Source organism: Caulobacter sp. FV2ps19, from assembly GCF_058681035.1.
This window is the reverse complement of the sequence record NZ_CM178729.1, coordinates 3,500,300-3,519,306: the sequence shown is the minus strand read 5'-3', so window position 1 is coordinate 3,519,306 and position 19,007 is coordinate 3,500,300. Positions and strand designations below refer to the sequence as shown.

Sequence of the window (19,007 nt, the reverse complement as noted above, 5' to 3'; positions counted from 1 at the left end):
GCGCGAATGACGCAACCGTGCGGTCAAGCGCGCAATTGAAGCGAACCTATAGGGAGTTGAGCATGTTCCGAGCCACCTTGATCGCCGTCGCTGCCTTGGGCGCGGTGGCCAGCCCGGCCCTGGCCGCCGACGTTACGGGCCTGTGGGCCACGCCGACCAATGGAGGCCAGGTGGAAATCAGCCGCTGCGGTCCCGGCCTGTGCGGCAAGCTGGTGACGTCCCAGCACATCAAGGACGATCCGAGCGTCAAGGACGCCAGGAACAAGGACGCAGGCCAGCGCGGCCGCACGCTCAAGAACCTTCAGATGCTGTATGACTTCACCGGCGGCCCCACCAAGTGGACTGGCGGCAAGGTCTATAACCCCGACGACGGCGGCACCTATTCGGGCACGATCGAGATGCTCGGCGACAACCAGCTGAAGCTGAAGGGCTGTATCGTCGCGCCGCTGTGCAAGACCCAGGTGTGGAACCGGGTGAGGTAGAGGCGAGCACTTGCCCCCTCCGCGCCTGCGGCGCTCCTCCCCCGTAGGGGGAAGATGATCTCGTCTTCCCCCTACGGGGGAGGACGGCTGCGAAGCAGCCAGGAGGGGCCAGTCGCGTTTAAAGCGCCGCGCAGGCCTGTTCCATCCAGGCCCGCACTTCAGGCTCAACCCGCGGGCCGATCTCGCGCAGCACCCGGGCGTGATAGGCGTCGAATTGGGCGATCTCTTCGGCCGACAGCAGGGCCTTGTCGACCAGGCGGCGGTCGATCGGGGCCAGGGTCAGGGCCTCGAAGCGATGCATCGGGCGCTCGCCCCCCGCGATGTCCTCGGCCGGCATGACCACTTCCAGATTTTCGATGCGGATGCCGTATTCGCCGTCCTTGTAGAAGCCGGGCTCGTTGGAGACGATCATGCCGGGCTGCAGGGCGATGGTGTTGGGCGCCTTGCTGATCCTCTGCGGGCCTTCGTGGACGCCCAGATAGACGCCGACGCCATGGCCGGTGCCGTGATCATAGTCCAGGCCGTGAGCCCAAAGCGCGGCGCGGGCGAAGGCGTCGATGGCCGAGCCGGTGGTGCCGGCCGGGAATCGCAGGCGGGCGATGGCCAGGTGGCCCTTCAGCACCAGGGTGTTGCGCTGGATCATCTCGGCCGAGGGCTGGCCGATCGCCACCGTGCGGGTGACGTCGGTGGTGCCGTCCAGATATTGGCCGCCGCTGTCGACCAGCAGCAGCGAGCCCAGGGCCGCGCGCTGGTTGCTGCGCTCGGTCGGATGATAGTGCGGCAGGGCGCCATGGCCATTGGCCGCGCCGATGGTGTCGAACGACAGGTCCTTGAGCACGCCGGTGGCTTCGCGGAAGCCTTCCAGCTTGGCGACGGCTTCCTTTTCGTCCGGCGGGTTGATCTGCCCCTCGGTGGCCAGCCAGTGCAGGAAGCGGGTCAGGGCCGCGCCGTCGCGGCGGTGCGCCTCGCGCGTGCCCTCGATCTCGACGGCGTTCTTGCAGGCGCGGGGCAGGGTGCAGGGATCCATGCCGCGCACCACCTTGGCGCCGGCGGCGACCAGGGTGTCGAAATACCAGGCTGAGGATTGGCTCGGGTCGACCAGGACGGCCTTGCCGGCCAAGTCCGCCAGGGCGCCGTCCAGGGCGTCCGGGGTTTCCAGCGACACCTGATTGCCCAGCCAGGCGGGAAGCTCGTCGGTGACCTTGGCCGGATCAATGAACACCCGGGCCGTACCGTCGGCGTTGACGATGGCCTGCGACAGCGGCAGGGGCGAGCGGATGACGTCGCCGCCGCGCACATTGAACAGCCAGGCGATCGAGGCCGGGGCGGTGATCACGGCGGCGTCGGCGCCGAGGGCCTTGAGGCCCACGCCCACGCGGCCGCGCTTGGAGGCGGAGTCTTCGCCGGCATACTCCACCGGTTGCGGCACGATCGGCGCGGCGGGCTGGGCGGGGCGCTGGGCGCCCCAGGCCTCGTCCAGCGGATTGGTCACGACGGGCTTGAGCTGGGCGCCGGCCTTGGCGGCGGCGGCCTTGAGGCTGTCCAGGGCCTGGGGGCTGTGCAGGCGCGCGTCATAGCCGATCACCGCGCCGGCCTTGGCGGTTTCCAGATAGGCGGGGACACCGCCCTCGACGAGGTCGCGGATCTCGAACACGCCCTGATCGATCTGCTCGCGAACTTGAAGCGTATAGCGGCCGTCGACGAACACGGCGGCGCGGTCGCTGAGGATCACCCCGGCTCCGGCGCTGCCGGTGAAGCCGCTGGCCCAGGCCAGGCGATCATTGGCGGCGGGCAGGTATTCGTTCTGGTGCTCGTCCTCGTGCGGCACGAGGAAGCCATCCAGACCCTGGCGGGCCATGGCGGCGCGGATCAGCGGAACGTGGCGGGGGCCAAAGGACGGGTCGGTGGATTCATCGAAGGACTGGCGCATAGCGCAAGATTTAGAGCCTGCACTCCGAAAGACCAAGCGCGCTCCGGCTTGTTCCTGAAATACCGACATTGTGCGGCGGCGGGTCGCATAGCGAGCGTGGGCGGCGCCTGCAACTGTGGAGCTAGGCGCTGGGACGAGCGATCCTGGCTTTGGGAGAGACCCTTATGAAGAGCTGTTGTTCCTCGACGATATCGGGGTTGTCCCGCAGACAAGCGTTTGGATTGATCGCCTTGGGCGGTGGAGTCAGTCTGATGTCGACCCTGGCGCCAAGCGTCGCCCGCGCGCGCGGTCACACTGACATGCTGCTCCTCACGTGCATGGACTATCGTCTCATCGACGAGACGGAAACCTATATGGACGGGCGCGGACTGCGAAACAAATACGACCACGTTGTTCTGGCCGGAGCTTCGCTGGGCGCGCTTACGGACAAATATCCCAGCTGGGGAGAGACCTTCTGGAGCCATCTGGATGTGGCCATTAGCTTGCACGCCATCCACAAGGTCATGGTGCTCGATCACCGTGATTGCGGCGCCTACAAGGTGATCCTTGGGTCAGACGCCGTCGCTACCCCTGAAATGGAACTGGCCGTGCATGCCAAGGCGCTTCACGCCCTGCGCACGGAGATCAAGCATCGCCACGAGCATTTGGAGGTCGAGCTGGGCTTGATGTCTCTGGACGGAAAGGTCGAGGACATCGCCTGACGTCAGACTGTCCCGATCCTCTATGCGGATCGGGACGGTCTTGAAGTCTCAGGGGCGTTGCAGCACCAGCGTCGCCCAGGCGTCGCGGTGAATGCGGCTCTTCACGCGGAAGCCGCGCGACAGATAGGCCGCCTTGACCATCCGCTCCTGGGTGCGCAGCAGGCCCGACAGGATCACCGTGCCGCCCGGAACCAGGGCGCGCTTGATGTCCTGGGCCAGGCTGATCAGCGGTCGGGCCAGGATATTGGCGAACACCAGATCATAGGGCGCGTTGTCGGCTACCAGGCGATCGCCCAGGCCCGAGGCGTGGACGAACCTGGCGTTCGCCTGGTTGACCTTGGCGTTCTCGCGCGCGATCCGCACGCTGGGACGGTCGATGTCGGTGCCCACGGCCAGCTTGCTGCCGGTGCGGGCGGCGGCGATGGCCAGCAGGCCCGTGCCGGCTCCGACATCCAGCACCTTCTTGAACTTTCGCGCCTTGATCAGGCGGTCATAGGCCTGCAGGCAGCCCACCGTGGTGCCGTGGTGACCCGTGCCGAAGGCGGCGCCGGCCTCGATGCGCAGATTGACCGTGCTGGCCGGCAGGCGGCCGCGATCATGCATGCCATAGACGAAGAACCGGCCGGCCTTGACCGGCGGCAGGCCCGACAGCGCCATGGCCAGCCAGTCGGCGTCGGCCAGGACCTCGGTGGTCACTTTGACCTTGAAGCCGGCCAGGACCCGGTTGAGGCCGTCGGACTCGGCCTGGGTGGTGGGGAAGGCGTCGATCCGCCAGATGTTCTTGTCCTCGTCCTCTTCCAGGATCGAGTAGGTGGCGCCTTCCAGCGCGACATCGCTATCGATGGCTTCGGCGGCGGCTTCGGCGTCGGCGCGGGGGCCACGAGCCACGATCTGTTGGGGCGTATAGTCGGTCATGCCGCTCCAGTAGCCATCTCGGAGCCGAAAGGCGAGCCTTGGCGATGATCCAAGCGGCGCGGAGCGCCGAAATCAGTCCTGAAACTGGGACGGGACGGCAATGTCTTCAGGCAAGCGAACGTCCAGAATATCGCCCCGGGTGGACGCCCATCGCGTCTCGTCGCGAGGCGCGCGCGCCGGGTTCGCGACGGAAATCACGGTCGGGGCCGGAGGTTCGACCTCTTGGGGCTCGATCGTCCGGGCTTCGTAAACATAGTCGGCAGGCTCGATCGGGCGTTTTTGAGCGGAGGCGACGAAGTCGGTCCCGACCATATAGTCCGGGATCTTCCCTGCCGGCAGCGAGATGGGCTCGGCGGTTTCCTCAACAGCAGGCCTGCCGGCATAGGGTTCCATGCTGACCGAGGGGGACGTCTGGGGGCCCACGCGGATCATCAGGCCCAGGATCACGCCCAACACGGCGGCCGTGGGCGCGCCGTAAGCCACCGGCCGGGACAGGACGAAGGTCTTCAGGGGCTGGAGGTCGATGTCCATGACGCTGATAGCGCCTGGCGCGCGATTTCGTTCGATCGGGGCGAGGGAAATCCTTCTTCGCCTGTCCCGGCCGAGGGCGCTGGCCCCCTACGGGCTGCTACGAAGCCGTCTTCCCCCCCGGAGGCCAGGGCTATCGCATATGGATCTGGCGCTAAAAGACCCAGCCTTCCTGGGCCTTGTGCCCAGGACCCATGGCGCCGCCGATGCGGACTTGGGTCGGTGTTACGGGCCGTTCAGCCGCGAATAGCGCCCAAATCAAAGCCTGCCTCAAACATGGGTCCTGGGCACAAGGCCCAGGAAGGCAAGATTTTTGAGTTTGTTAAAGGCTTGGGTCCGTCAGCAACCCATATGCGATAGCCCTCCCCCTTAGGGGGAAGATGACCGCGTCAGCGGTCAGTAGGGGGCAAGTGACGAAGACGTTGAGCGGAGCCCGACCGTCACGCCTTCTCGACGAAACTGTCGATGACCTTCTTGTCGCCGGCCTTGTCGAACGAAACCGACAGCTTGTTGCCCTCGACGGCCGAGACCTTGCCGTAACCGAACTTGACGTGGAACACCCTGTCGCCGCGCTTGTAGGCGCTGGCGGCCGAGCTGGCCGACACCGCCACCAGCCGGCCTTCGCCCTCGATCGGGGCGGAACGCCCGCCAGATCCGCCGGTGCGCGGCTTGCTCCACGACGGGGCGGCGACGCGGTCCTGGGCCCGTTTCCAGCCGGGGCTGTCATAGCCCGAGCCGCCAAACGAGCTTTGTCCGGTGTCATCCCAACGCGAGGCCGCCGTCTGCTGCATGCCGGGACCGCCACCGTAATAGCCGGTCTCGGACGCCGCCTCGACATGGGCCAGGGGCAGTTCGTCGACGAAGCGGCTGGGCAGCTGGCTGGTCCAGCGGCCATAGACCTGCCGGTTGGCCACGAAGCTGATCCGGGCCTCTTCGCGGGCCCGGGTGATGCCCACATAGGCCAGACGCCGCTCTTCCTCGAGGCCCTTGGTCCCCTTGTCGTCCATGCTGCGCTGGCTGGGGAACACGCCTTCTTCCCAGCCGGGAAGGAAGACCAGCGGGAACTCCAGGCCCTTGGCCGCGTGCAGGGTCATGATCCAGACCGAGTCGTCGCTGGAACCCTTGTCGAGGTCCATGACCAGCGACACGTGCTCCAGATAGCTTTCCAGGGTGTCGAAGGCGCTCATCGACTGGACGAGCTCCTTGAGGTTTTCCAGCCGCGTCTGGCTGGTGGGGCCCTTGTCGAGGCGCAGGGCGTCAGTATAGCCGCTCTCTTCCAGCACCGCTTCCAGCACCCGCTGATGCGGCATGGTCTGGGCCAGGGCCCGCCAGCGATCCAGATCGCGCAGGAAGTTGGACAGCGCCGTGCGGGTGCGGGCCGGAAGCTCGTCGCTGCCGACCAGGACGCGAGCGGACTCCACCGCCGGCAGGCTTTCGGCCCGGGCGATGTGCAGAAGCTTCTGCACCGAGGTGTCGCCGATGCCGCGCTTGGGCGTGTTGACGATGCGCTCGAAGGCCAGATCATCGTCGGGCGACTGGATCAGGCGCAGATAGGCGTGGGCGTCGCGGATCTCGGCCCGTTCGAAGAAGCGCGGGCCGCCGACCACCTTGTAGGGGATCTGCAGCATCACGAAGCGCTCTTCGAAGGCGCGCATCTGGAAGCTGGCGCGCACCAGAATGGCCATCTGGGTGAACTTGCGACCGGCCCGCTTGGCCTTCTCGATCTCGTCGGCGACCATCCGGCTCTCGGCCTCGCCGTCCCAGACGCCGCTGACCTTGACCTTTTCGCCGCCCATGGCCTCGGTCCACAGGGTCTTGCCCAGGCGGTCCTTGTTGGCGGTGATCAGGCCCGAGGCCGCGGCCAGGATATGTTCCGTGGACCGATAATTGCGCTCCAGGCGAACCACCTTGGCGCCCGGGAAGTCGCGCTCGAACCGCAGGATGTTGTCGACCTCGGCCCCGCGCCAGCCATAGATCGACTGGTCGTCGTCGCCGACGCAGCACACGTTCTGCCGTCCCTGGGCCAGCAGGCGCAGCCACAGGTACTGGGCGATATTGGTGTCCTGATACTCGTCGACCAGCACGTATTTGAAGCGGGTCTGGTAGTCGGTCAGGACGTCCGGGTGGCTGGTGAAGATGGTGATGTTGTGCAGCAGCAGATCGCCGAAATCGCAGGCGTTGAGGATCCGCATCCGCTCCTGATACTGCCGATAGAGGGTGGCGCCCTTTCCGCCGGCGAACTCGCCGCCCTCGGCCGGGGGCAGGCGATCGGGCGTCCAGCCACGGTTCTTCCAGTGATCGATCAGGCCGGCCAGGATCTTGGGCGTCCAGCGCTTGGCGTCGATGTTGGCGGCCTCGATCAGCTGCTTGAGCAGGCGCTCCTGATCGTCGTTGTCGATGATGGTGAAGCTGGACTTCAGGCCCACCAGTTCGGCGTGGCGGCGCAGGATCTGGGCGGCGACCGAGTGGAAGGTGCCCAGCCAGCGCAGATCCTCGGCCTGCGGGCCGATGATATGGGTGATCCGCTCGCGCATCTCGCGGGCGGCCTTGTTGGTGAAGGTGACGGCCAGAAGTTCCCAGGGACGGGCGCGACCGGTGGTCAGGATGTGGGCAAGGCGGGTGGTCAGAACCCGGGTCTTGCCGGTGCCGGCGCCGGCCAGGACCAGAACCGGACCCTCGGTGGTTTCCACGGCCTCGCGCTGCTCGGGGTTCAACCCTTCAAGATAGTCGGTCGCGCCGCCGGCCGGACCGCGAGGCCGGGCCAGATCGGAGATGCGCGGGGAGGGAAGGTCGCCCTGAGGAGGGCGCGAGTCGAAGCCTGAAGACATGGAACATATGTAGCACGAACGCTCGCCGGCTTAAGCCCCTCGGCGGCGATTAGGGAACCGCCATGGCGGACCATCGTTGATCTGAAAGATCAATCGCGGGAGGCCAGCATGGCTCAGTACTCCAGAAGCGGCCGGTTCGGCCGGGCGGCCACGGTCAGCGGGCCGGTGGTGATCGTCGCCACCGTCAAGCTTTCAGCCGCTCGCGATCGCGGACGATGACCGTGAAATCGGCACGATCGCCGCGAGGCGGCTTCGGAGTTTGGACGGCTGCCCTGGTCATCGGGGTCGTGGCTCTGACCCTTTGGATGGCCTGGCGTCTGGGCGGGATGACCGGTCTTTCGCCGGGCCTCGATTTCAAGACCCCGACCGTTCCCTCTCGGACGATGCCCGAGCCTCAGCCGGTTCCGCTGCCGGCTTCACCCAATCCCGGCTGACCCAGCGCTGCGCGCTTGAGCGCGAAGACCCGGCAGGCCGAGGCAAGGGGACGGTCGCCCCGGCCGCTGTCGATCCGCTGGATCAGGGCGGCCAGGCTCAGGGCGTCGGCCTGGGCGGCGGTCTCCAGCACGGCCCAGAACTCGTGTTCCAACGCCAGCGAGGTGGCGTGACCCGCCAGATTGACCGATCGCTTCTTCAGACTGCCCATAGCCGGCTGATCGCCTCCTGATCGTCGCTGACGCTGCGTCTTCGTCTCGGATCCGACCGGAGGATGCCTGATGCGCCCCGTCGCGCAAAGGCTTCCCAAGGGGGGCGGCGCGCCAGACCTGCCCGCTCGCGCCGCTGCGTGCTTTGCATGGCCCGTCTCCCACTATAGTCAGGTCACCGAGCGCGGGCGTACAAGACCGCGCGATAGTCCGTCACAATGGGGCACAGAGTGATCGAACATGCCGTAGACGGCACAGTTTTGGAGCTGCAGAGCGAGCCTCAAGGGCGCGTGGTCATCCAGGGCGAACGCAACACCTTGCGCGTCGGCAAGAACGTCGTTCTCAACGCCAGCCTATGGCTGCAAGGGACCGGAACGGTTGTCGAGATCGGCGATGGGTGCATCATTGAGGGCATGATCCGCGTCGTTCGCGGGGAAGGCGGCGTCATTCGTATCGGGGCGGGGACCACCTTTGGCGCGGTGGGCATTTCGATGCACGAGACGGGCGAGATCCTGATCGGCGAGGACTGCCTGTTCTCGACCGATATCCATATGGACGTCAGCGACATGCATCCGATCTACGATGGCGATACGCTGGAGCGCATCAATCCCGCCCGGTCCATCATCATCGGCGACCATGTCTGGCTGGGTCAGCGGGTGCTGGTGCTGAAAGGGGCCCGGATTGGCGCCGGCGCCGTGGTCGGGGCCAGTTCGACCGTCGTCGGCGCCTTGCCGGAAAGCGTCGTCGCCGTGGGCTCGCCGGCCCGGATTGTCCGCGAGAACGTGATCTGGCAGCGTAATTTTGACGATCCGGTGGTCGAGCGCAGTCGCGCCGTCGCCAAGACGGCGCCCGGGTGGCGTCAACGCCTGGGCTGGGGCAAGTCTTGATGCCGCCGAAGGGGGATGAGGGGCGCGATGACGGACCCGTCACGAGCGGCGCCGCCGAAGCCGTTCTGAAGGCGATCAAGTTCGGTCAGGACGGCGCGAAGGGCCTCGCCGCCGCGGGCGGCTGGGTGTTCCTGATCAACGACACCAACGACTTCCTCGGCTGGCAGTTTGGCGTGCAGCGCTGGACGCCGGCTCAGGGGGCGGCGGTTCAGGGGCTTCTGACGGAACGGAGCCGCGTGCTGCGCGATCACTGCTATCAGATGGTGATCTGTCCCGAAAAAAGCGTGGTCTATGCCGAGTGGCTGCCGGCGGGCCTGGCCGAACTGCCGCTGAGCCCGGAGCGACCCGCCATGGCCATGGCGCGGATGTTCCCCCAAGCGGTGGTGTATCTGGCGGAGCGTTTCGAGGTCTTGAAGCGGTTCGGCCTGCTCTATTTTCGGGGCGACACCCACGTCAACTGGCTGGGCGGCTATCACCTCTATCGTGAATCCATCCTGGCGCTGGCGGCGCGGGGCGCGGCCGTCGGGCCGCCCATCGCCTTTGGCGAACTCAAGCACCACATCGCCGGCATGGAAGGCGATGTTTTTGTCCAGTTGCCCGAGGCGGCCAAGGCCGAGTTCGAGCTCGATGCGGTCCTGGGGCGGAGCGGCGCCATGCTGGAGGTCACCATCATGCACGTTCTGCCGCAGCCCAAGCGCAAGGCGAGGGTGGTGGCCACGCCGGCCGACTACATGCCTGGCGGCGGAGGGCGCGAAACGATCATCCTGGAGCAGGATGACAAGAGCCTGCCCCGCGCCCTGATCTTCCGGGATTCGACCGCCACGCTCAGCATCGATCTCCTGGCGGAGCATTTTTCGCGGTCAGTCTTCGTCTGGCACGACGGCGACGTCATCGGCGAACTGATCGATCGCGAACAGCCGGACGTGATCCTGCATCTCGTCGCCGAGCGGTTCCTGGCGACCTATCCGTATTCGGTGGCGATCAACCGCCATCTGAAATAGGCGCCGTCAGTCCTCGCGCTTGGCCCCGTCGAGGTCGCGGCGCAGCTTGTCGGCGCGGGCGGCGTCCAGCGCCTTGTCAGCCTTGGCCCGGCCGAACTTGGCCCGGTTCTCGGCCGCGCGGGTCTTGTCTTCGGCCTTGGCCTTGGCCTTGCGCGCCTGGTTCAGATTGAGGATCTCGGCCATGGTCAGCGTCTCTGGGTTGGCGTCTTTGGGGCGGGGGCTCTGGGTCAGGACGTCTTCGGGTTGGGCGCGGTCGACGGTCGGATGATCAGAGTCTCGCGCAGGCGCAAGGTCTCGCCCTTCTTGATCTCATAGGGCGCTCGGCCCGGGAAGACGCAGTTCTGCATCGATAGCGATTTGCGCAGGACCCAGGTCTTGATCGGCTGGTCATTGGCCTTGCAGGTCAGGCCCACGGTCCAGGCGGGCGAACCGGTTTCGGCGGGCCAGGCAAAGCCCATGGACGGGCCCGCGTCCAGGGCGGTGTCGGTGGGCGTGACGGCCTTGCCGCCCGAGGCGAACGCCAGGTGATCGGGTCGGATCAGCCGGATCGAGAACCCGCCATAGCCCTTGGCGTCATCGCTTCCGCCCAGGCCCAGCGCGTCGACCCGCGAGGTGATCAGGGTGTCGAAGTCGATCCGCCGGGCGCCATCCTTCAGCGGATAGACCCTGACGCGGGTGGTTTCGCGCGCCACATAGTCCAGCTCCGGCCCCGAGGTGACGATCCAGTCGGCATTGACCGTCAGGGTCCCGCCGCCCTGGGCGTCGCCCTTGAAACGCTTTTCCCGCACGTGGAACGTCAGGCCCTTCATGAACCAGCCGTCGGCGACGCGCTTGCCGTTCACCAGCACCTGATGCCAGCTCCAGAACACCCCGCGCTGGTGCAGGTGATCGGCGGGCTGGTCTTCCGTCAGCACCGTTCCGTCCGGCGCATAGAGCGGGTGGACATAGTTCAGCCGTCCTGGCGCGTTGGCCGGGTCGAGGGGCTTGGTGCGATAGACCAGCACCGTCTTGCCCGCCTCGGTGATCGTCACGGCGTCGTCAGCCAGCACCGCATCGACCCGCGCGCCGATCGCGGGATCGGCATGGGCCAAGGTCGCGGGGCCCAGCAGCGCGAGCGCCGCAATGAAGGCCGCCATGCGCACGCGCCGCGCCATCAGGCGGCGTCCCTGGAGAGGGCCCGGGCGAGGGCGGGGCGGGCATTGGCGCGGGCCAGCCAGTCGTCATAGACCGCATGGGGCGGCAGCATCTGGCGGGCGAACTGCAGCAAACTGACAAACAGCATGTCGGCGGCCGAAAAGGCCTCGCCCAACAGCCAGGGCGAACTTTCCAGGGTGGTGCGTAGGCGATCGTCCAGCGCCTGATAGAGGGCCTTGTCCTCGTCGTCCTGGCGCTGCTTCCACAGATTGGTCACCGCCGGCTCCAGCACGCCGGCATAGTAGGCCAGCCAGCTGAGATAGGGGCCGCGCAGCGGATCGCCGACCTGAGGGCCAAGACCGGCGGCCGGGAACTTGTCGGTCAGATAGAGCGCGATCGCGGCGGATTCCGTGATCAGCACGCCGTCGTCGATCAGGGCTGGCACCTGGCCGTGTGGATGCGGGTTGCGAGGATCGCGGGCGCCCGACCCGTCCGTGCTCCGGTGGATATCGACGATCATCACCTCATAGGGCGCACCCAGCTCCTCAAGGAGCCACAGAAACCGCGTCGACCGCGAGCGCGGTGCGTGAACCAGGGTGAGCATGGGCGTCTCCTCTATCTGGGCGCGAACATAAGCGGAACAAACTGCTTCGGCAAGCCGGGTCCGCGCGCCTTGCCTCCAGCGTGACCTTGGGGGAGAAGAGGGCTCGAACGCGCCCATTCAAGCCTCTGAGGTCTCGCATGTACAAGCTCTATGGTTCGCCCAGCACCGCGGGCACGGCGATCCATTGGCTGCTGTTGGAACTGGGCGTTCCGTTCGAGATCCAGATGCTCGACTTCGAGGCCGGCGAGCACAAGGCGCCTGCCTATCTGGCGATCAACCCTGATGGCGTTGTGCCGACCTTGATCGTGGACGGCGCGCCGGTGACCGAGATGGCGGCGATCGCCACCCTGCTGGCCGAACGGCATGGCCAGGCGGGTTTGGCCCCGGCCGTCGGATCGCCGGATCGCGCCGCCTATCTGAGCTGGAGCTTCTGGCTGGCCAACGGCCTGCAGCCGGCCTTCCGCGCCTGGTTCTATCCGCAGGAGGTCGCCGGCGTTCAGAACAGCGACGCCGCCCAGGCCTGCGCCCGGGCGCGCATCGAGGCGGGGATGTCGCGCCTTGACGCTCGCCTGGCCGATCGTGAGTTCCTGGTGGGCGAGCGCTTCTCCACCGTGGATCTGCTGGCGACGATTCTCTGCCGCTGGAGCCGCAACATGCCCCGGCCCGCGACGGATTGGCCGAACCTGAAGTCTTATGTCGATCGCATGCGGTCGCGCCCTGCGCTGCGCGAGGTGCATGTCCGTGAAGGCCTGACAGACTGGATCGACGGCTAGCCGGTCTACGCGCTAGGCGGCCTTGTCGATGCTGGGTGGGGCGTCGCGTCGGGTAATCGACACCCGCATGCCGTCGGCCGTGTCCACTGTCATGTTGGCGCCCAACTGCTTGACCAGGGCCTGAACGATGACTGTGCCAAGGCCGCCGTGAGCCTTGGAGCCGGCGCTCGCAGCCTTGCCAATCCCGTTGTCGACCACGCTCAGGTCCCAGTCGCACAGGTCGCTTGTGAAGGTCACCGTGATGCGGGCGCCCGCCTTGTCGATGGGAAAGGCATACTTGATGGCGTTGATCACCAGTTCAGTGACGATCAGGCCGATGCTGACGGCCTTGTCCGAACCGATCAGCCCGCGGTCCGCATCGATATCAAGGGCGATCGGGTGATCCGCATTGATCATTGAGGCGGCCAGGCTGTTGCACAGCTTGGTCAGGTAGGGGCGAACCTCGATCTGGTCGACGCCGCCCGAGGCATGCAGATGGGATTGCACCTCGGCCACCGAGATCACCCGCTGATGGGCGTCCTTCAGATGGAAGCGGGTTTCCTCCGAGGTGACGCCCCGCGCTTTGAGCATCAGGATGCTGGCGATGATCTGCAGGCTGTTGGCGACGCGATGTTGCATTTCCTGCAGCAGCGTCTGCTTTTGCCGCAGAAGTTCCTCGGCTTTTTCGAGGAGATCCGCCTTTTCCCGCTCGATCAGGCGGCGGGCCGTGATGTCGGTGAAGGCCAGCAGGATCGTGGCGTTTGTGCTGGCGGTGTAGACCACCTTCCGCGCATTGAGCAGCATCGTGCGGCGTCCCAGACCCGGGAAGTCGTGATCCACCTCGAACCCGTCCATCGCGGTGTGTTCGGGGATGATTGTCTCGAGCAGGGTGCGCAAGGCCGGGATATCCCACTGACCATCGCCCAGGGCGAACAGCGGGCAACCCAGGGTGTGCTGAGGGTCGACCTGAAAAATCTCGTAGAATGAGCGACTTGCCGCCAGAACGTTGAAGCGTTCGTCCAGAACCAGAAGCGGCTCATGGATCGTGTCGACAATGGCCTGGGCCAGAGTCTGGGCGTCTTCAGGTCCGGGTGTCGATTGCTTCATCGGCGGGATTTGATCCAATCCTCGACGCGACGATGGGCGCGCGGACGGCAGCGGATGGATGCCGATCGTTCAGCTCTACGCGCTTTCCGGAATGATGTCGTGACCTGTGTGACTCAGGCGATCGGTTTGACCGTATAGCGATCTTGCCAAAGCGCCTGTATCGCCAGATCGCGCCAGATCTTGCCCATCGCAATGAGCTCCGCCCGGAAGAAGGGCGTCTCACACTCCGAAGCCTGACGATCCAGATCATCGGCTATGGTCAGGCAGTCTTGCGCGCTTCGCATCTTGGTTTGGCTCGATCAGGACAGAGTCACAGACCTGAAACCCGCCACCGATGCGAAGGCTCCGCGTTTAGCGTCCGCCGCCGGTGATTTCCTTGATCAACGCCTGGACCGGGGCCTTGCCGCCCTGGTTCCACACCAGCTTCAGGTGCGCCAGGGTGCGTTCGGCGGCGTCATCGAACTTCCACTCGCAATCCTCGAAGCGGCAGTTGTCGAACGTCGGCGAGGGACCGCCGGCATAGACCAGGCGGCAGCCACGAAACTCGCAGTCCGAGAAGTGCTCACCGTCCAGCGGCACCGTCTCGTGATTGTACATGGTCAGGGTGGGCACTAGCGGTCTTTCACTGATCGTCGGTCGGGGGAGGCGGGTTTTCGGAAGCCTGTTGCTGCTTGGCGGCGGCCTTTTCGGCGGCCTTTTCAGCAGCCTTGCGGGCCTTTTGACGATCACGTTCTTGACGTTCGAAGGAATAGTTCGGGGTACGCGCCATTTAAGACCTCCTTTGGTCGCTCAAAGCGCGACGGCGTTCCCTTAGCGCGCTTCGCGCGGCAAGGGTTGCGATTTTATGACGGGACGGAAGGATAGCCTTCCGCCGCGGTGGGACGAAACGTCCGGAAGGTCTTTGCGGCCTCCCGTACGGTCTTGCTATTTCACGTTGCCGCAGAAGCGCTGGATGCGCGAGCAGGCGTCTTCCAGAATCTCGTTGCTGGTGGCGTAGCTGATGCGGAAGAACGGCGACAGGCCGAACGCCGCGCCGTGGACCACGGCCACGCCTTCGGTTTCCAGCAATTCGACGGCGAAGTCCTCATCGCTCGAAATGACCTTGCCGCTGGGGGCGGTCTTGCCGATCAGGCCGGCGCAGGACGGATAGACGTAGAAGGCGCCTTCCGGGGTCGGGCAGTGGATGCCGCTCGCCTGGTTCAGCATCGACACCACCAGATCACGACGTTCCTGGAACAGCTTGGCGTTGGGCTTGATGAAGTCCTGCGTGCCGTTCAGCGCTTCCAGCGCCGCCCATTGCGAGATGGACGAGGGGTTGGAGGTCGTCTGGCTGATCATCTTGGCCATGGCCTTGATCAGCGGCTCGGGACCGGCCGCATAGCCGATCCGCCAGCCGGTCATGGCATAGGCCTTCGACACGCCGTTCATCGTCAGGGTCCGGTCATAGAGCTTGGGCTCGACCTGGGCGATGGTGGTGAATTCGAAGTCGTCGAACACCAGGTGCTCGTACATGTCGTCGGTCAGCACCCAGACCTTCGGGTGGCGTAGCAGGACATCGGCGATCGACTGCAGCTCGGCGCGCGTATAGGCGCCGCCCGAGGGGTTGGACGGGCTGTTGATGATCAGCCACTTGGACTTGGGCGTGATCACCTTTTCCAGGGCTTCCGGCGTCAGCTTGAAGCCGCTTTCGGCGGTGGTCTCGACCGCCACGGGCGTTCCGCCGGCCAGCAGGACCATGTCGGGATACGACACCCAGTAAGGGGCGGGGATGATCACTTCGTCGCCGGCGTTCAGGGTTGCGACCAGGGCGTTATAGATCACCGGCTTGCCGCCCGGGGCGACGTGGACCTGGCTGGGCTTGTAGTCGAGGCCGTTCTCGCGCTTGAACTTGGCGCAGATCGCGGCCTTCAGCTCGGGCATGCCGTCGGGGTCGGTGTACTTTGTCTTGCCGGCGCGGATCGCCGTGATCGCGGCTTCCTTGATATTGTCCGGGGTGTCGAAGTCCGGCTCGCCCGCGGAAAGGGCGATGATATCACGACCGGCGGCCTTCAGAGCGCGCGCCTTGGCGCTGATGGCGATGGTGGCCGACGGTGCGATGCGCCGCAGGGCGGCGGACTCGAGCGACATATCTTGGGACTCCCCTGGGAAACCGGTTTTCAGGATTGCGGCGGTCTTTACGCCTCTGCTTGCTGCGGCGCAACGCAGGCGAGCCGCTCTTGAGGCGTGTGAGACCTTTCGGCGACAGGCGCAGGGGAACGCCGTCGCTCGCATCATCCCGCTTTCGGGGGGAGCGCTACCATTTACGGCGGGGCAGACCGCCCGATCCTGTTGTCGGTCCGATCAGATTTCGGTCGCCCTAGCGCGCCAGGGATCAGCCGGCTCGCGCCCTCAGCGGCGTAGACTCCGACACCTGAGCGCCGCCGAAGACGCTGGACTGCACGTGGCTCCAGAGACGGCGAAGGTCGGCGTCAGCCGGACCACCGGGATTCCATTCGCTGACGGACTGTCCCTGGGCGATCGCGCGTTGAAACGCTTCGCGGGACCGCAGGCCGTAAGGCGACAAGGGCAGGCCGCAGAGCTTCAACGCCTCCATCACGTCCGGATAGGCCACCGGACCGACCTCGGCGCGATTGGTGTGCGCCTGGTTGAGGATCACCATGCCGTCCCGTCCAAGGCGCCGAACCGCGTCGGCGGTGCGCACGATCGAAGCCAGATCCAGAAAGGAGGGTCTGCCGATCACAAGGCAGAGATCCGAAATATTGATCGCCTGGGCGACGTCGCTCTCCGGCGCCGCCGGGGTATCGATGATCAGCCACTCCATGCCGTCTCGCATGGCGGCGGACTGGGCGTGGAAGAGTTTGCCGGCGCAGCTTTCGGCCAGAACTGGACCGGGGGTCTTTCGGGCTCGAAGGGCGTGTGACGCCGATCTCTGCGGATCGATATCCGCCAGCATAACCTTATGGCCTTGAAGGTAAGCTGTTATGGCCAGGTTCACTGCAAGTGTTGTCTTGCCCGAACCCCCTTTTCTTGAAAGCACAGTAACGGTTTTCACTGTTCGCCTACGCCCCCGCCCTTTGGTGCACCCCATTTCTCAGCTGCCTGCACCTCGGCAGCATACTGACGGTACCGAAAAGGGGTAAACGAAAACACAACCTCCACGACTGCGCAGCGCCAGGCTATCCTGGCGCGGCCCGTGTCAGTTGGCTTGGGTTTGTCGGACGTCCTGGGTGCTGAGCGCCAGGGTCTCGATGTGACCCCACAGTCGCTGAATTTCCTGGCTTGCGGGATCACCCGGCGCCCATTCGCAGGCCGATAGACCCCGGGCGATGGCGTGCTGATAGGCGGACCTCGCCCTCAGCCCGATCGGCGCGATGGGCAGGCCGCAGAACCGCAGGGCCTGAACCGCCTGCAGCACCGTCGTCGGTTCCTCGCCCAGCCGTTTGGCCGGCGCCTGGTTCAGCACGATGATGCCCGGCTTTCCCAATCGCCGCACCGCCTCGGTCGAGCGCGCCACTGAGGCAATGTCCAGAAAGGTGGGGCGGCAAACCAGGATGCACAGGTCCGCGCACTGGACGGCTTGCAGGACGTCAGTCTCAGGCGCGGCGGGGGTGTCGACAAACAGCAGGTCAATGCCGGAATTCTGGGCGTGAACCTTGGTCTGGAACAGCTTTCCGGCGTTGATATCCATAACCATGGGGCCTGGGACGACGCGGGCCTTCAGGGCGTCCGTCGCCGAGCGCTGCGGATCGATATCGGCCAGTATGGTCTTGAATCCGGCGAGATGGGCGGTGATAGCCAGATTGACCGCCAGCGTGGTCTTGCCGGCCCCCCCCTTGCGGGACACCAAAGCGACAGTTTTCACGGCTTACTCCAGTTCAGACGCGGTTTTTTGCCCCACCGGCCTGTGGATAAGTAACGCTGTAATATGAAAGTTTTGGCAAACGAATTGTCGCCACGGGCGAGTGCGGGCCCTTCAAAATCAAGAGATAGGGACTCTAACGTGGCTAATGCGCCCGCAGATGAGGCGCTGGCGGCTGCTCGCGTGCTTGACCCGCAGGCGCCGTTGGGCGAGGCAGGGACGTGATGCGCCGCCTGATCGAGTTCGTGACCAATATGGACGCCCGCGCCTGGCGCACGGTGGCGGTGTCCTTTGTGCTGTTCGGCGGCGTGGGGATCGTCTTCCTGTTCGGCGCGCAGTTCCTGGGCTTCAACGGCGAGGCGACGGTCGAGCACTGGCTGGGCGCGGCGAGCGGTCCCTGGGCCTTGCCGGTCGCCGTCGGGGCTTTTGCCTTCCTCGCGTTCCTGGGCGTGCCGCAATTTGTCTTGATCGCCGCCGCAGTCGTTGCGTTCGGGCCCTGGACCGGCTTCTTCTACAGCTGGGTCGGCACGCTGGTCTCTTCCCTGGTGGGCTTTTGGCTCGGCAGGGCCTTTGGCGCCAAGGTGCTGCGGGATTTCGCAGGCGAGGGCGTGGCCAAGTTCATGCGGCTTATCGGCAAGAACGGCTTTCTGGCCAGCCTGATCGTGCGCCTGGTGCCGTCCGCGCCGTTCATCGTCGTCAACATGGCGGCGGGCGTGACGCCCATGCGCCTGCGGGATTTCACCGCCGGCACGGCGGTCGGCATTATCCCCAAGATCGCCCTGACGGCCTTCGCCGGCAATTCGATCGTTCAGGCGATGCGCGGCGGTGGTCAGCAGCACATCATATTGCTGGGCGTCGCCGTTCTGATCTGGATCGGCGCGGGTCTGGTCGCGCGCGCCTGGCTCAAGAAGCGTGAGGCTGCGGACTAGGCTGGTTGGGGGAACCGGCCCCGTCCGCGAGGCCGAGCGCTTCGCGTGTCGCGGCCCGCCAGGCCTTGACCATGCTTGCGAACCATCTGATCCGCGCCGCGTCGGCCATGCCGTCGTTCTGTTCGATGCCCGAGATCCAGGTCTGGGTGATGAAGGGCAAAAAGCATCGGGCCGCATGGGCGCAGGCGGCCTTCAACGCGTCGGAGGCGTCGGGTGGCGGCGCCACGAAAGGCTCGGCCAGTCCGGCGAGCAAGGCGTCGCAGGCCGTCGCCCACGGGGCGGTCTCGGGTCCGCCCCGCGCATCACGCAGCAACAGCAGGATGGGTGCGGAGCGGGTTCGACCCAGTTCGATCAGAGCCGCCAAGCCTGAGCCATAGCCGCCCCAGGGCTGGCGGGCGACGGATTCAATTTCGATCAGCACATCGCTGAACAGGGCGTCGATCAGGGCCTGACGGGACGGATAGAGCCGGTAGATGAGGATCTTCGCCATGCACACCCGGTCGGCGATGTGCTGCATCGTGGTGGCGTGCAGGCCTCTTTCGGTGAAGACCATGACAGCGGCGTCGAGCACCGCCTGAGCGCGCGCGTCGCGATCCACCCGGGGCTTGGGTTGACCGGGCCGACCACGGAGCGCGGGTGTTCGAACAGGATTTTCGTTGGTCATCTTCGATGATATGCAAAATGAAACTATAAAGTTTCAATAAGAGAA

Annotated in this window: 22 protein-coding genes; 6 read left to right on the top strand and 16 right to left on the bottom strand. The window is 65.8% G+C overall.

From position 1 onward, the window contains the following. The first annotated feature begins 62 nt into the window (after nucleotides 1-62). Nucleotides 63-482, top strand: coding sequence for a DUF2147 domain-containing protein (locus ACW18B_RS16705; RefSeq protein WP_492048138.1), 420 nt, complete (start codon nucleotides 63-65; stop codon nucleotides 480-482). A gap of 118 nt (nucleotides 483-600) precedes the next feature. Here the strand turns inward: ACW18B_RS16705 and ACW18B_RS16700 are convergent, their stop codons facing one another. Then, on the bottom strand, nucleotides 601-2,412 hold the full coding sequence (locus ACW18B_RS16700; protein WP_492048137.1) for an aminopeptidase P family protein: 1,812 nt from the start codon (nucleotides 2,410-2,412) through the stop codon (nucleotides 601-603). 251 nt (nucleotides 2,413-2,663) lie between these two features. Between ACW18B_RS16700 and ACW18B_RS16695 the strand changes: the two genes are divergently transcribed. Then, nucleotides 2,664-3,113 carry a carbonic anhydrase gene (locus ACW18B_RS16695; RefSeq protein WP_492048136.1) on the top strand — a complete coding sequence of 150 codons (450 nt, stop codon included), beginning with the start codon at nucleotides 2,664-2,666 and terminating at the stop codon, nucleotides 3,111-3,113. Between the two features lie 48 nt (nucleotides 3,114-3,161). Here ACW18B_RS16695 and ACW18B_RS16690 read toward each other — a convergent pair whose 3' ends face one another. From ACW18B_RS16690 to ACW18B_RS16675, 4 genes are all read right to left on the bottom strand, one after another. Beyond that, entirely contained in the window at nucleotides 3,162-4,028 is an 867-nt protein-coding gene (locus ACW18B_RS16690; protein WP_492048135.1) for a 50S ribosomal protein L11 methyltransferase, read from the bottom strand. 72 nt (nucleotides 4,029-4,100) lie between these two features. Further along, nucleotides 4,101-4,559: a hypothetical protein gene (locus ACW18B_RS16685; RefSeq protein ID WP_492048134.1), complete on the bottom strand. Its 459-nt coding sequence runs from the start codon at nucleotides 4,557-4,559 to the stop codon at nucleotides 4,101-4,103. Nucleotides 4,560-4,996: 437 nt separating this feature from the next. Then, nucleotides 4,997-7,384 (bottom strand): ATP-dependent helicase, encoded by a 2,388-nt coding sequence (locus ACW18B_RS16680; protein ID WP_492048133.1) that lies wholly within the window; start codon nucleotides 7,382-7,384, stop codon nucleotides 4,997-4,999. A gap of 394 nt (nucleotides 7,385-7,778) precedes the next feature. Beyond that, nucleotides 7,779-8,027 (bottom strand): ribbon-helix-helix domain-containing protein, encoded by a 249-nt coding sequence (locus tag ACW18B_RS16675; RefSeq protein ID WP_492048132.1) that lies wholly within the window; start codon nucleotides 8,025-8,027, stop codon nucleotides 7,779-7,781. 228 nt (nucleotides 8,028-8,255) lie between these two features. Between ACW18B_RS16675 and ACW18B_RS16670 the strand changes: the two genes are divergently transcribed. Continuing rightward, on the top strand, nucleotides 8,256-8,912 hold the full coding sequence (locus ACW18B_RS16670; RefSeq protein ID WP_492048131.1) for an acyltransferase: 657 nt from the start codon (nucleotides 8,256-8,258) through the stop codon (nucleotides 8,910-8,912). Continuing rightward, entirely contained in the window at nucleotides 8,909-9,913 is a 1,005-nt protein-coding gene (locus ACW18B_RS16665; RefSeq protein WP_492048130.1) for an alginate O-acetyltransferase AlgX-related protein, read from the top strand. Before ACW18B_RS16670 ends, ACW18B_RS16665 begins: the two co-directional genes overlap by 4 nt. A gap of 6 nt (nucleotides 9,914-9,919) precedes the next feature. On the opposite strand, the gene ACW18B_RS16660 is transcribed toward ACW18B_RS16665, so the two are convergent. Genes ACW18B_RS16660 through ACW18B_RS16650 form a run of 3 tightly spaced genes read right to left on the bottom strand, consistent with a single transcriptional unit; the run spans nucleotide 9,920 to nucleotide 11,651 of the window. Then, a complete protein-coding gene (locus tag ACW18B_RS16660) occupies nucleotides 9,920-10,096 on the bottom strand; it encodes a DUF4169 family protein (RefSeq protein WP_492048129.1) in 177 nt (58 codons plus the stop codon). Nucleotides 10,097-10,140: 44 nt separating this feature from the next. Then, entirely contained in the window at nucleotides 10,141-11,049 is a 909-nt protein-coding gene (locus ACW18B_RS16655; RefSeq protein ID WP_492048128.1) for a DUF6807 family protein, read from the bottom strand. Between the two features lie 17 nt (nucleotides 11,050-11,066). Further along, nucleotides 11,067-11,651, bottom strand: a complete 585-nt coding sequence (locus tag ACW18B_RS16650) for a glutathione S-transferase family protein (RefSeq protein ID WP_492048127.1) — start codon at nucleotides 11,649-11,651, stop codon at nucleotides 11,067-11,069. A 137-nt stretch (nucleotides 11,652-11,788) separates the two neighbouring features. On the opposite strand from ACW18B_RS16650, the gene ACW18B_RS16645 reads away from it, so the two are divergent. Next, nucleotides 11,789-12,424, top strand: coding sequence for a glutathione S-transferase family protein (locus ACW18B_RS16645; RefSeq protein ID WP_492048126.1), 636 nt, complete (start codon nucleotides 11,789-11,791; stop codon nucleotides 12,422-12,424). A 12-nt stretch (nucleotides 12,425-12,436) separates the two neighbouring features. Here the strand turns inward: ACW18B_RS16645 and ACW18B_RS16640 are convergent, their stop codons facing one another. From ACW18B_RS16640 to ACW18B_RS16610, 7 genes are all read right to left on the bottom strand, one after another. Continuing rightward, on the bottom strand, nucleotides 12,437-13,510 hold the full coding sequence (locus tag ACW18B_RS16640; protein WP_492048125.1) for a sensor histidine kinase: 1,074 nt from the start codon (nucleotides 13,508-13,510) through the stop codon (nucleotides 12,437-12,439). 113 nt (nucleotides 13,511-13,623) lie between these two features. Then, complete coding sequence (locus ACW18B_RS16635) at nucleotides 13,624-13,794, bottom strand: hypothetical protein (RefSeq protein WP_492048124.1); 171 nt, start codon at nucleotides 13,792-13,794, stop codon at nucleotides 13,624-13,626. Nucleotides 13,795-13,861: 67 nt separating this feature from the next. Then, nucleotides 13,862-14,122: a hypothetical protein gene (locus tag ACW18B_RS16630; protein ID WP_492048123.1), complete on the bottom strand. Its 261-nt coding sequence runs from the start codon at nucleotides 14,120-14,122 to the stop codon at nucleotides 13,862-13,864. A gap of 10 nt (nucleotides 14,123-14,132) precedes the next feature. Beyond that, complete coding sequence (locus ACW18B_RS16625; RefSeq protein ID WP_492048122.1) at nucleotides 14,133-14,279, bottom strand: hypothetical protein; 147 nt, start codon at nucleotides 14,277-14,279, stop codon at nucleotides 14,133-14,135. 155 nt (nucleotides 14,280-14,434) lie between these two features. Further along, a complete protein-coding gene (locus ACW18B_RS16620) occupies nucleotides 14,435-15,637 on the bottom strand; it encodes a pyridoxal phosphate-dependent aminotransferase (protein WP_492048121.1) in 1,203 nt (400 codons plus the stop codon). 244 nt (nucleotides 15,638-15,881) lie between these two features. Then, nucleotides 15,882-16,598 carry a nucleotide-binding protein gene (locus ACW18B_RS16615; protein ID WP_492048120.1) on the bottom strand — a complete coding sequence of 239 codons (717 nt, stop codon included), beginning with the start codon at nucleotides 16,596-16,598 and terminating at the stop codon, nucleotides 15,882-15,884. A gap of 108 nt (nucleotides 16,599-16,706) precedes the next feature. After that, nucleotides 16,707-17,372 carry a nucleotide-binding protein gene (locus tag ACW18B_RS16610; protein WP_492048119.1) on the bottom strand — a complete coding sequence of 222 codons (666 nt, stop codon included), beginning with the start codon at nucleotides 17,370-17,372 and terminating at the stop codon, nucleotides 16,707-16,709. A gap of 218 nt (nucleotides 17,373-17,590) precedes the next feature. On the opposite strand from ACW18B_RS16610, the gene ACW18B_RS16605 reads away from it, so the two are divergent. Beyond that, entirely contained in the window at nucleotides 17,591-18,298 is a 708-nt protein-coding gene (locus ACW18B_RS16605; protein WP_492048118.1) for a TVP38/TMEM64 family protein, read from the top strand. Here ACW18B_RS16605 and ACW18B_RS16600 read toward each other — a convergent pair. Next, complete coding sequence (locus tag ACW18B_RS16600) at nucleotides 18,273-18,896, bottom strand: TetR/AcrR family transcriptional regulator (protein ID WP_492048117.1); 624 nt, start codon at nucleotides 18,894-18,896, stop codon at nucleotides 18,273-18,275. The genes ACW18B_RS16605 and ACW18B_RS16600 overlap by 26 nt on opposite strands. Between the last annotated feature and the right edge of the window lie 111 nt (nucleotides 18,897-19,007).

Excerpts from the sequence above, each read along its gene's own strand:
- ACW18B_RS16695 (WP_492048136.1), top strand. The coding sequence starts at position 2,664 with ATGTCGACCCTGGCGCCAAGCGTCGCCCGCGCGCGCGGTCACACTGAC.
- ACW18B_RS16705 (WP_492048138.1), top strand. The coding sequence starts at position 63 with ATGTTCCGAGCCACCTTGATCGCCGTCGCTGCCTTGGGCGCGGTGGCC.
- ACW18B_RS16625 (WP_492048122.1), bottom strand. The coding sequence starts at position 14,279 with ATGGCGCGTACCCCGAACTATTCCTTCGAACGTCAAGAACGTGATCGT.
- ACW18B_RS16635 (WP_492048124.1), bottom strand. The coding sequence starts at position 13,794 with ATGCGAAGCGCGCAAGACTGCCTGACCATAGCCGATGATCTGGATCGT.
- ACW18B_RS16650 (WP_492048127.1), bottom strand. The coding sequence starts at position 11,651 with ATGCTCACCCTGGTTCACGCACCGCGCTCGCGGTCGACGCGGTTTCTG.
- ACW18B_RS16660 (WP_492048129.1), bottom strand. The coding sequence starts at position 10,096 with ATGGCCGAGATCCTCAATCTGAACCAGGCGCGCAAGGCCAAGGCCAAG.
- ACW18B_RS16640 (WP_492048125.1), bottom strand. The coding sequence starts at position 13,510 with ATGAAGCAATCGACACCCGGACCTGAAGACGCCCAGACTCTGGCCCAG.
- ACW18B_RS16620 (WP_492048121.1), bottom strand. The coding sequence starts at position 15,637 with ATGTCGCTCGAGTCCGCCGCCCTGCGGCGCATCGCACCGTCGGCCACC.
- ACW18B_RS16615 (WP_492048120.1), bottom strand. The coding sequence starts at position 16,598 with ATGGGGTGCACCAAAGGGCGGGGGCGTAGGCGAACAGTGAAAACCGTT.
- ACW18B_RS16700 (WP_492048137.1), bottom strand. The coding sequence starts at position 2,412 with ATGCGCCAGTCCTTCGATGAATCCACCGACCCGTCCTTTGGCCCCCGC.
- ACW18B_RS16645 (WP_492048126.1), top strand. The coding sequence starts at position 11,789 with ATGTACAAGCTCTATGGTTCGCCCAGCACCGCGGGCACGGCGATCCAT.
- ACW18B_RS16655 (WP_492048128.1), bottom strand. The coding sequence starts at position 11,049 with ATGGCGGCCTTCATTGCGGCGCTCGCGCTGCTGGGCCCCGCGACCTTG.
- ACW18B_RS16690 (WP_492048135.1), bottom strand. The coding sequence starts at position 4,028 with ATGACCGACTATACGCCCCAACAGATCGTGGCTCGTGGCCCCCGCGCC.
- ACW18B_RS16675 (WP_492048132.1), bottom strand. The coding sequence starts at position 8,027 with ATGGGCAGTCTGAAGAAGCGATCGGTCAATCTGGCGGGTCACGCCACC.
- ACW18B_RS16680 (WP_492048133.1), bottom strand. The coding sequence starts at position 7,384 with ATGTCTTCAGGCTTCGACTCGCGCCCTCCTCAGGGCGACCTTCCCTCC.
- ACW18B_RS16685 (WP_492048134.1), bottom strand. The coding sequence starts at position 4,559 with ATGGACATCGACCTCCAGCCCCTGAAGACCTTCGTCCTGTCCCGGCCG.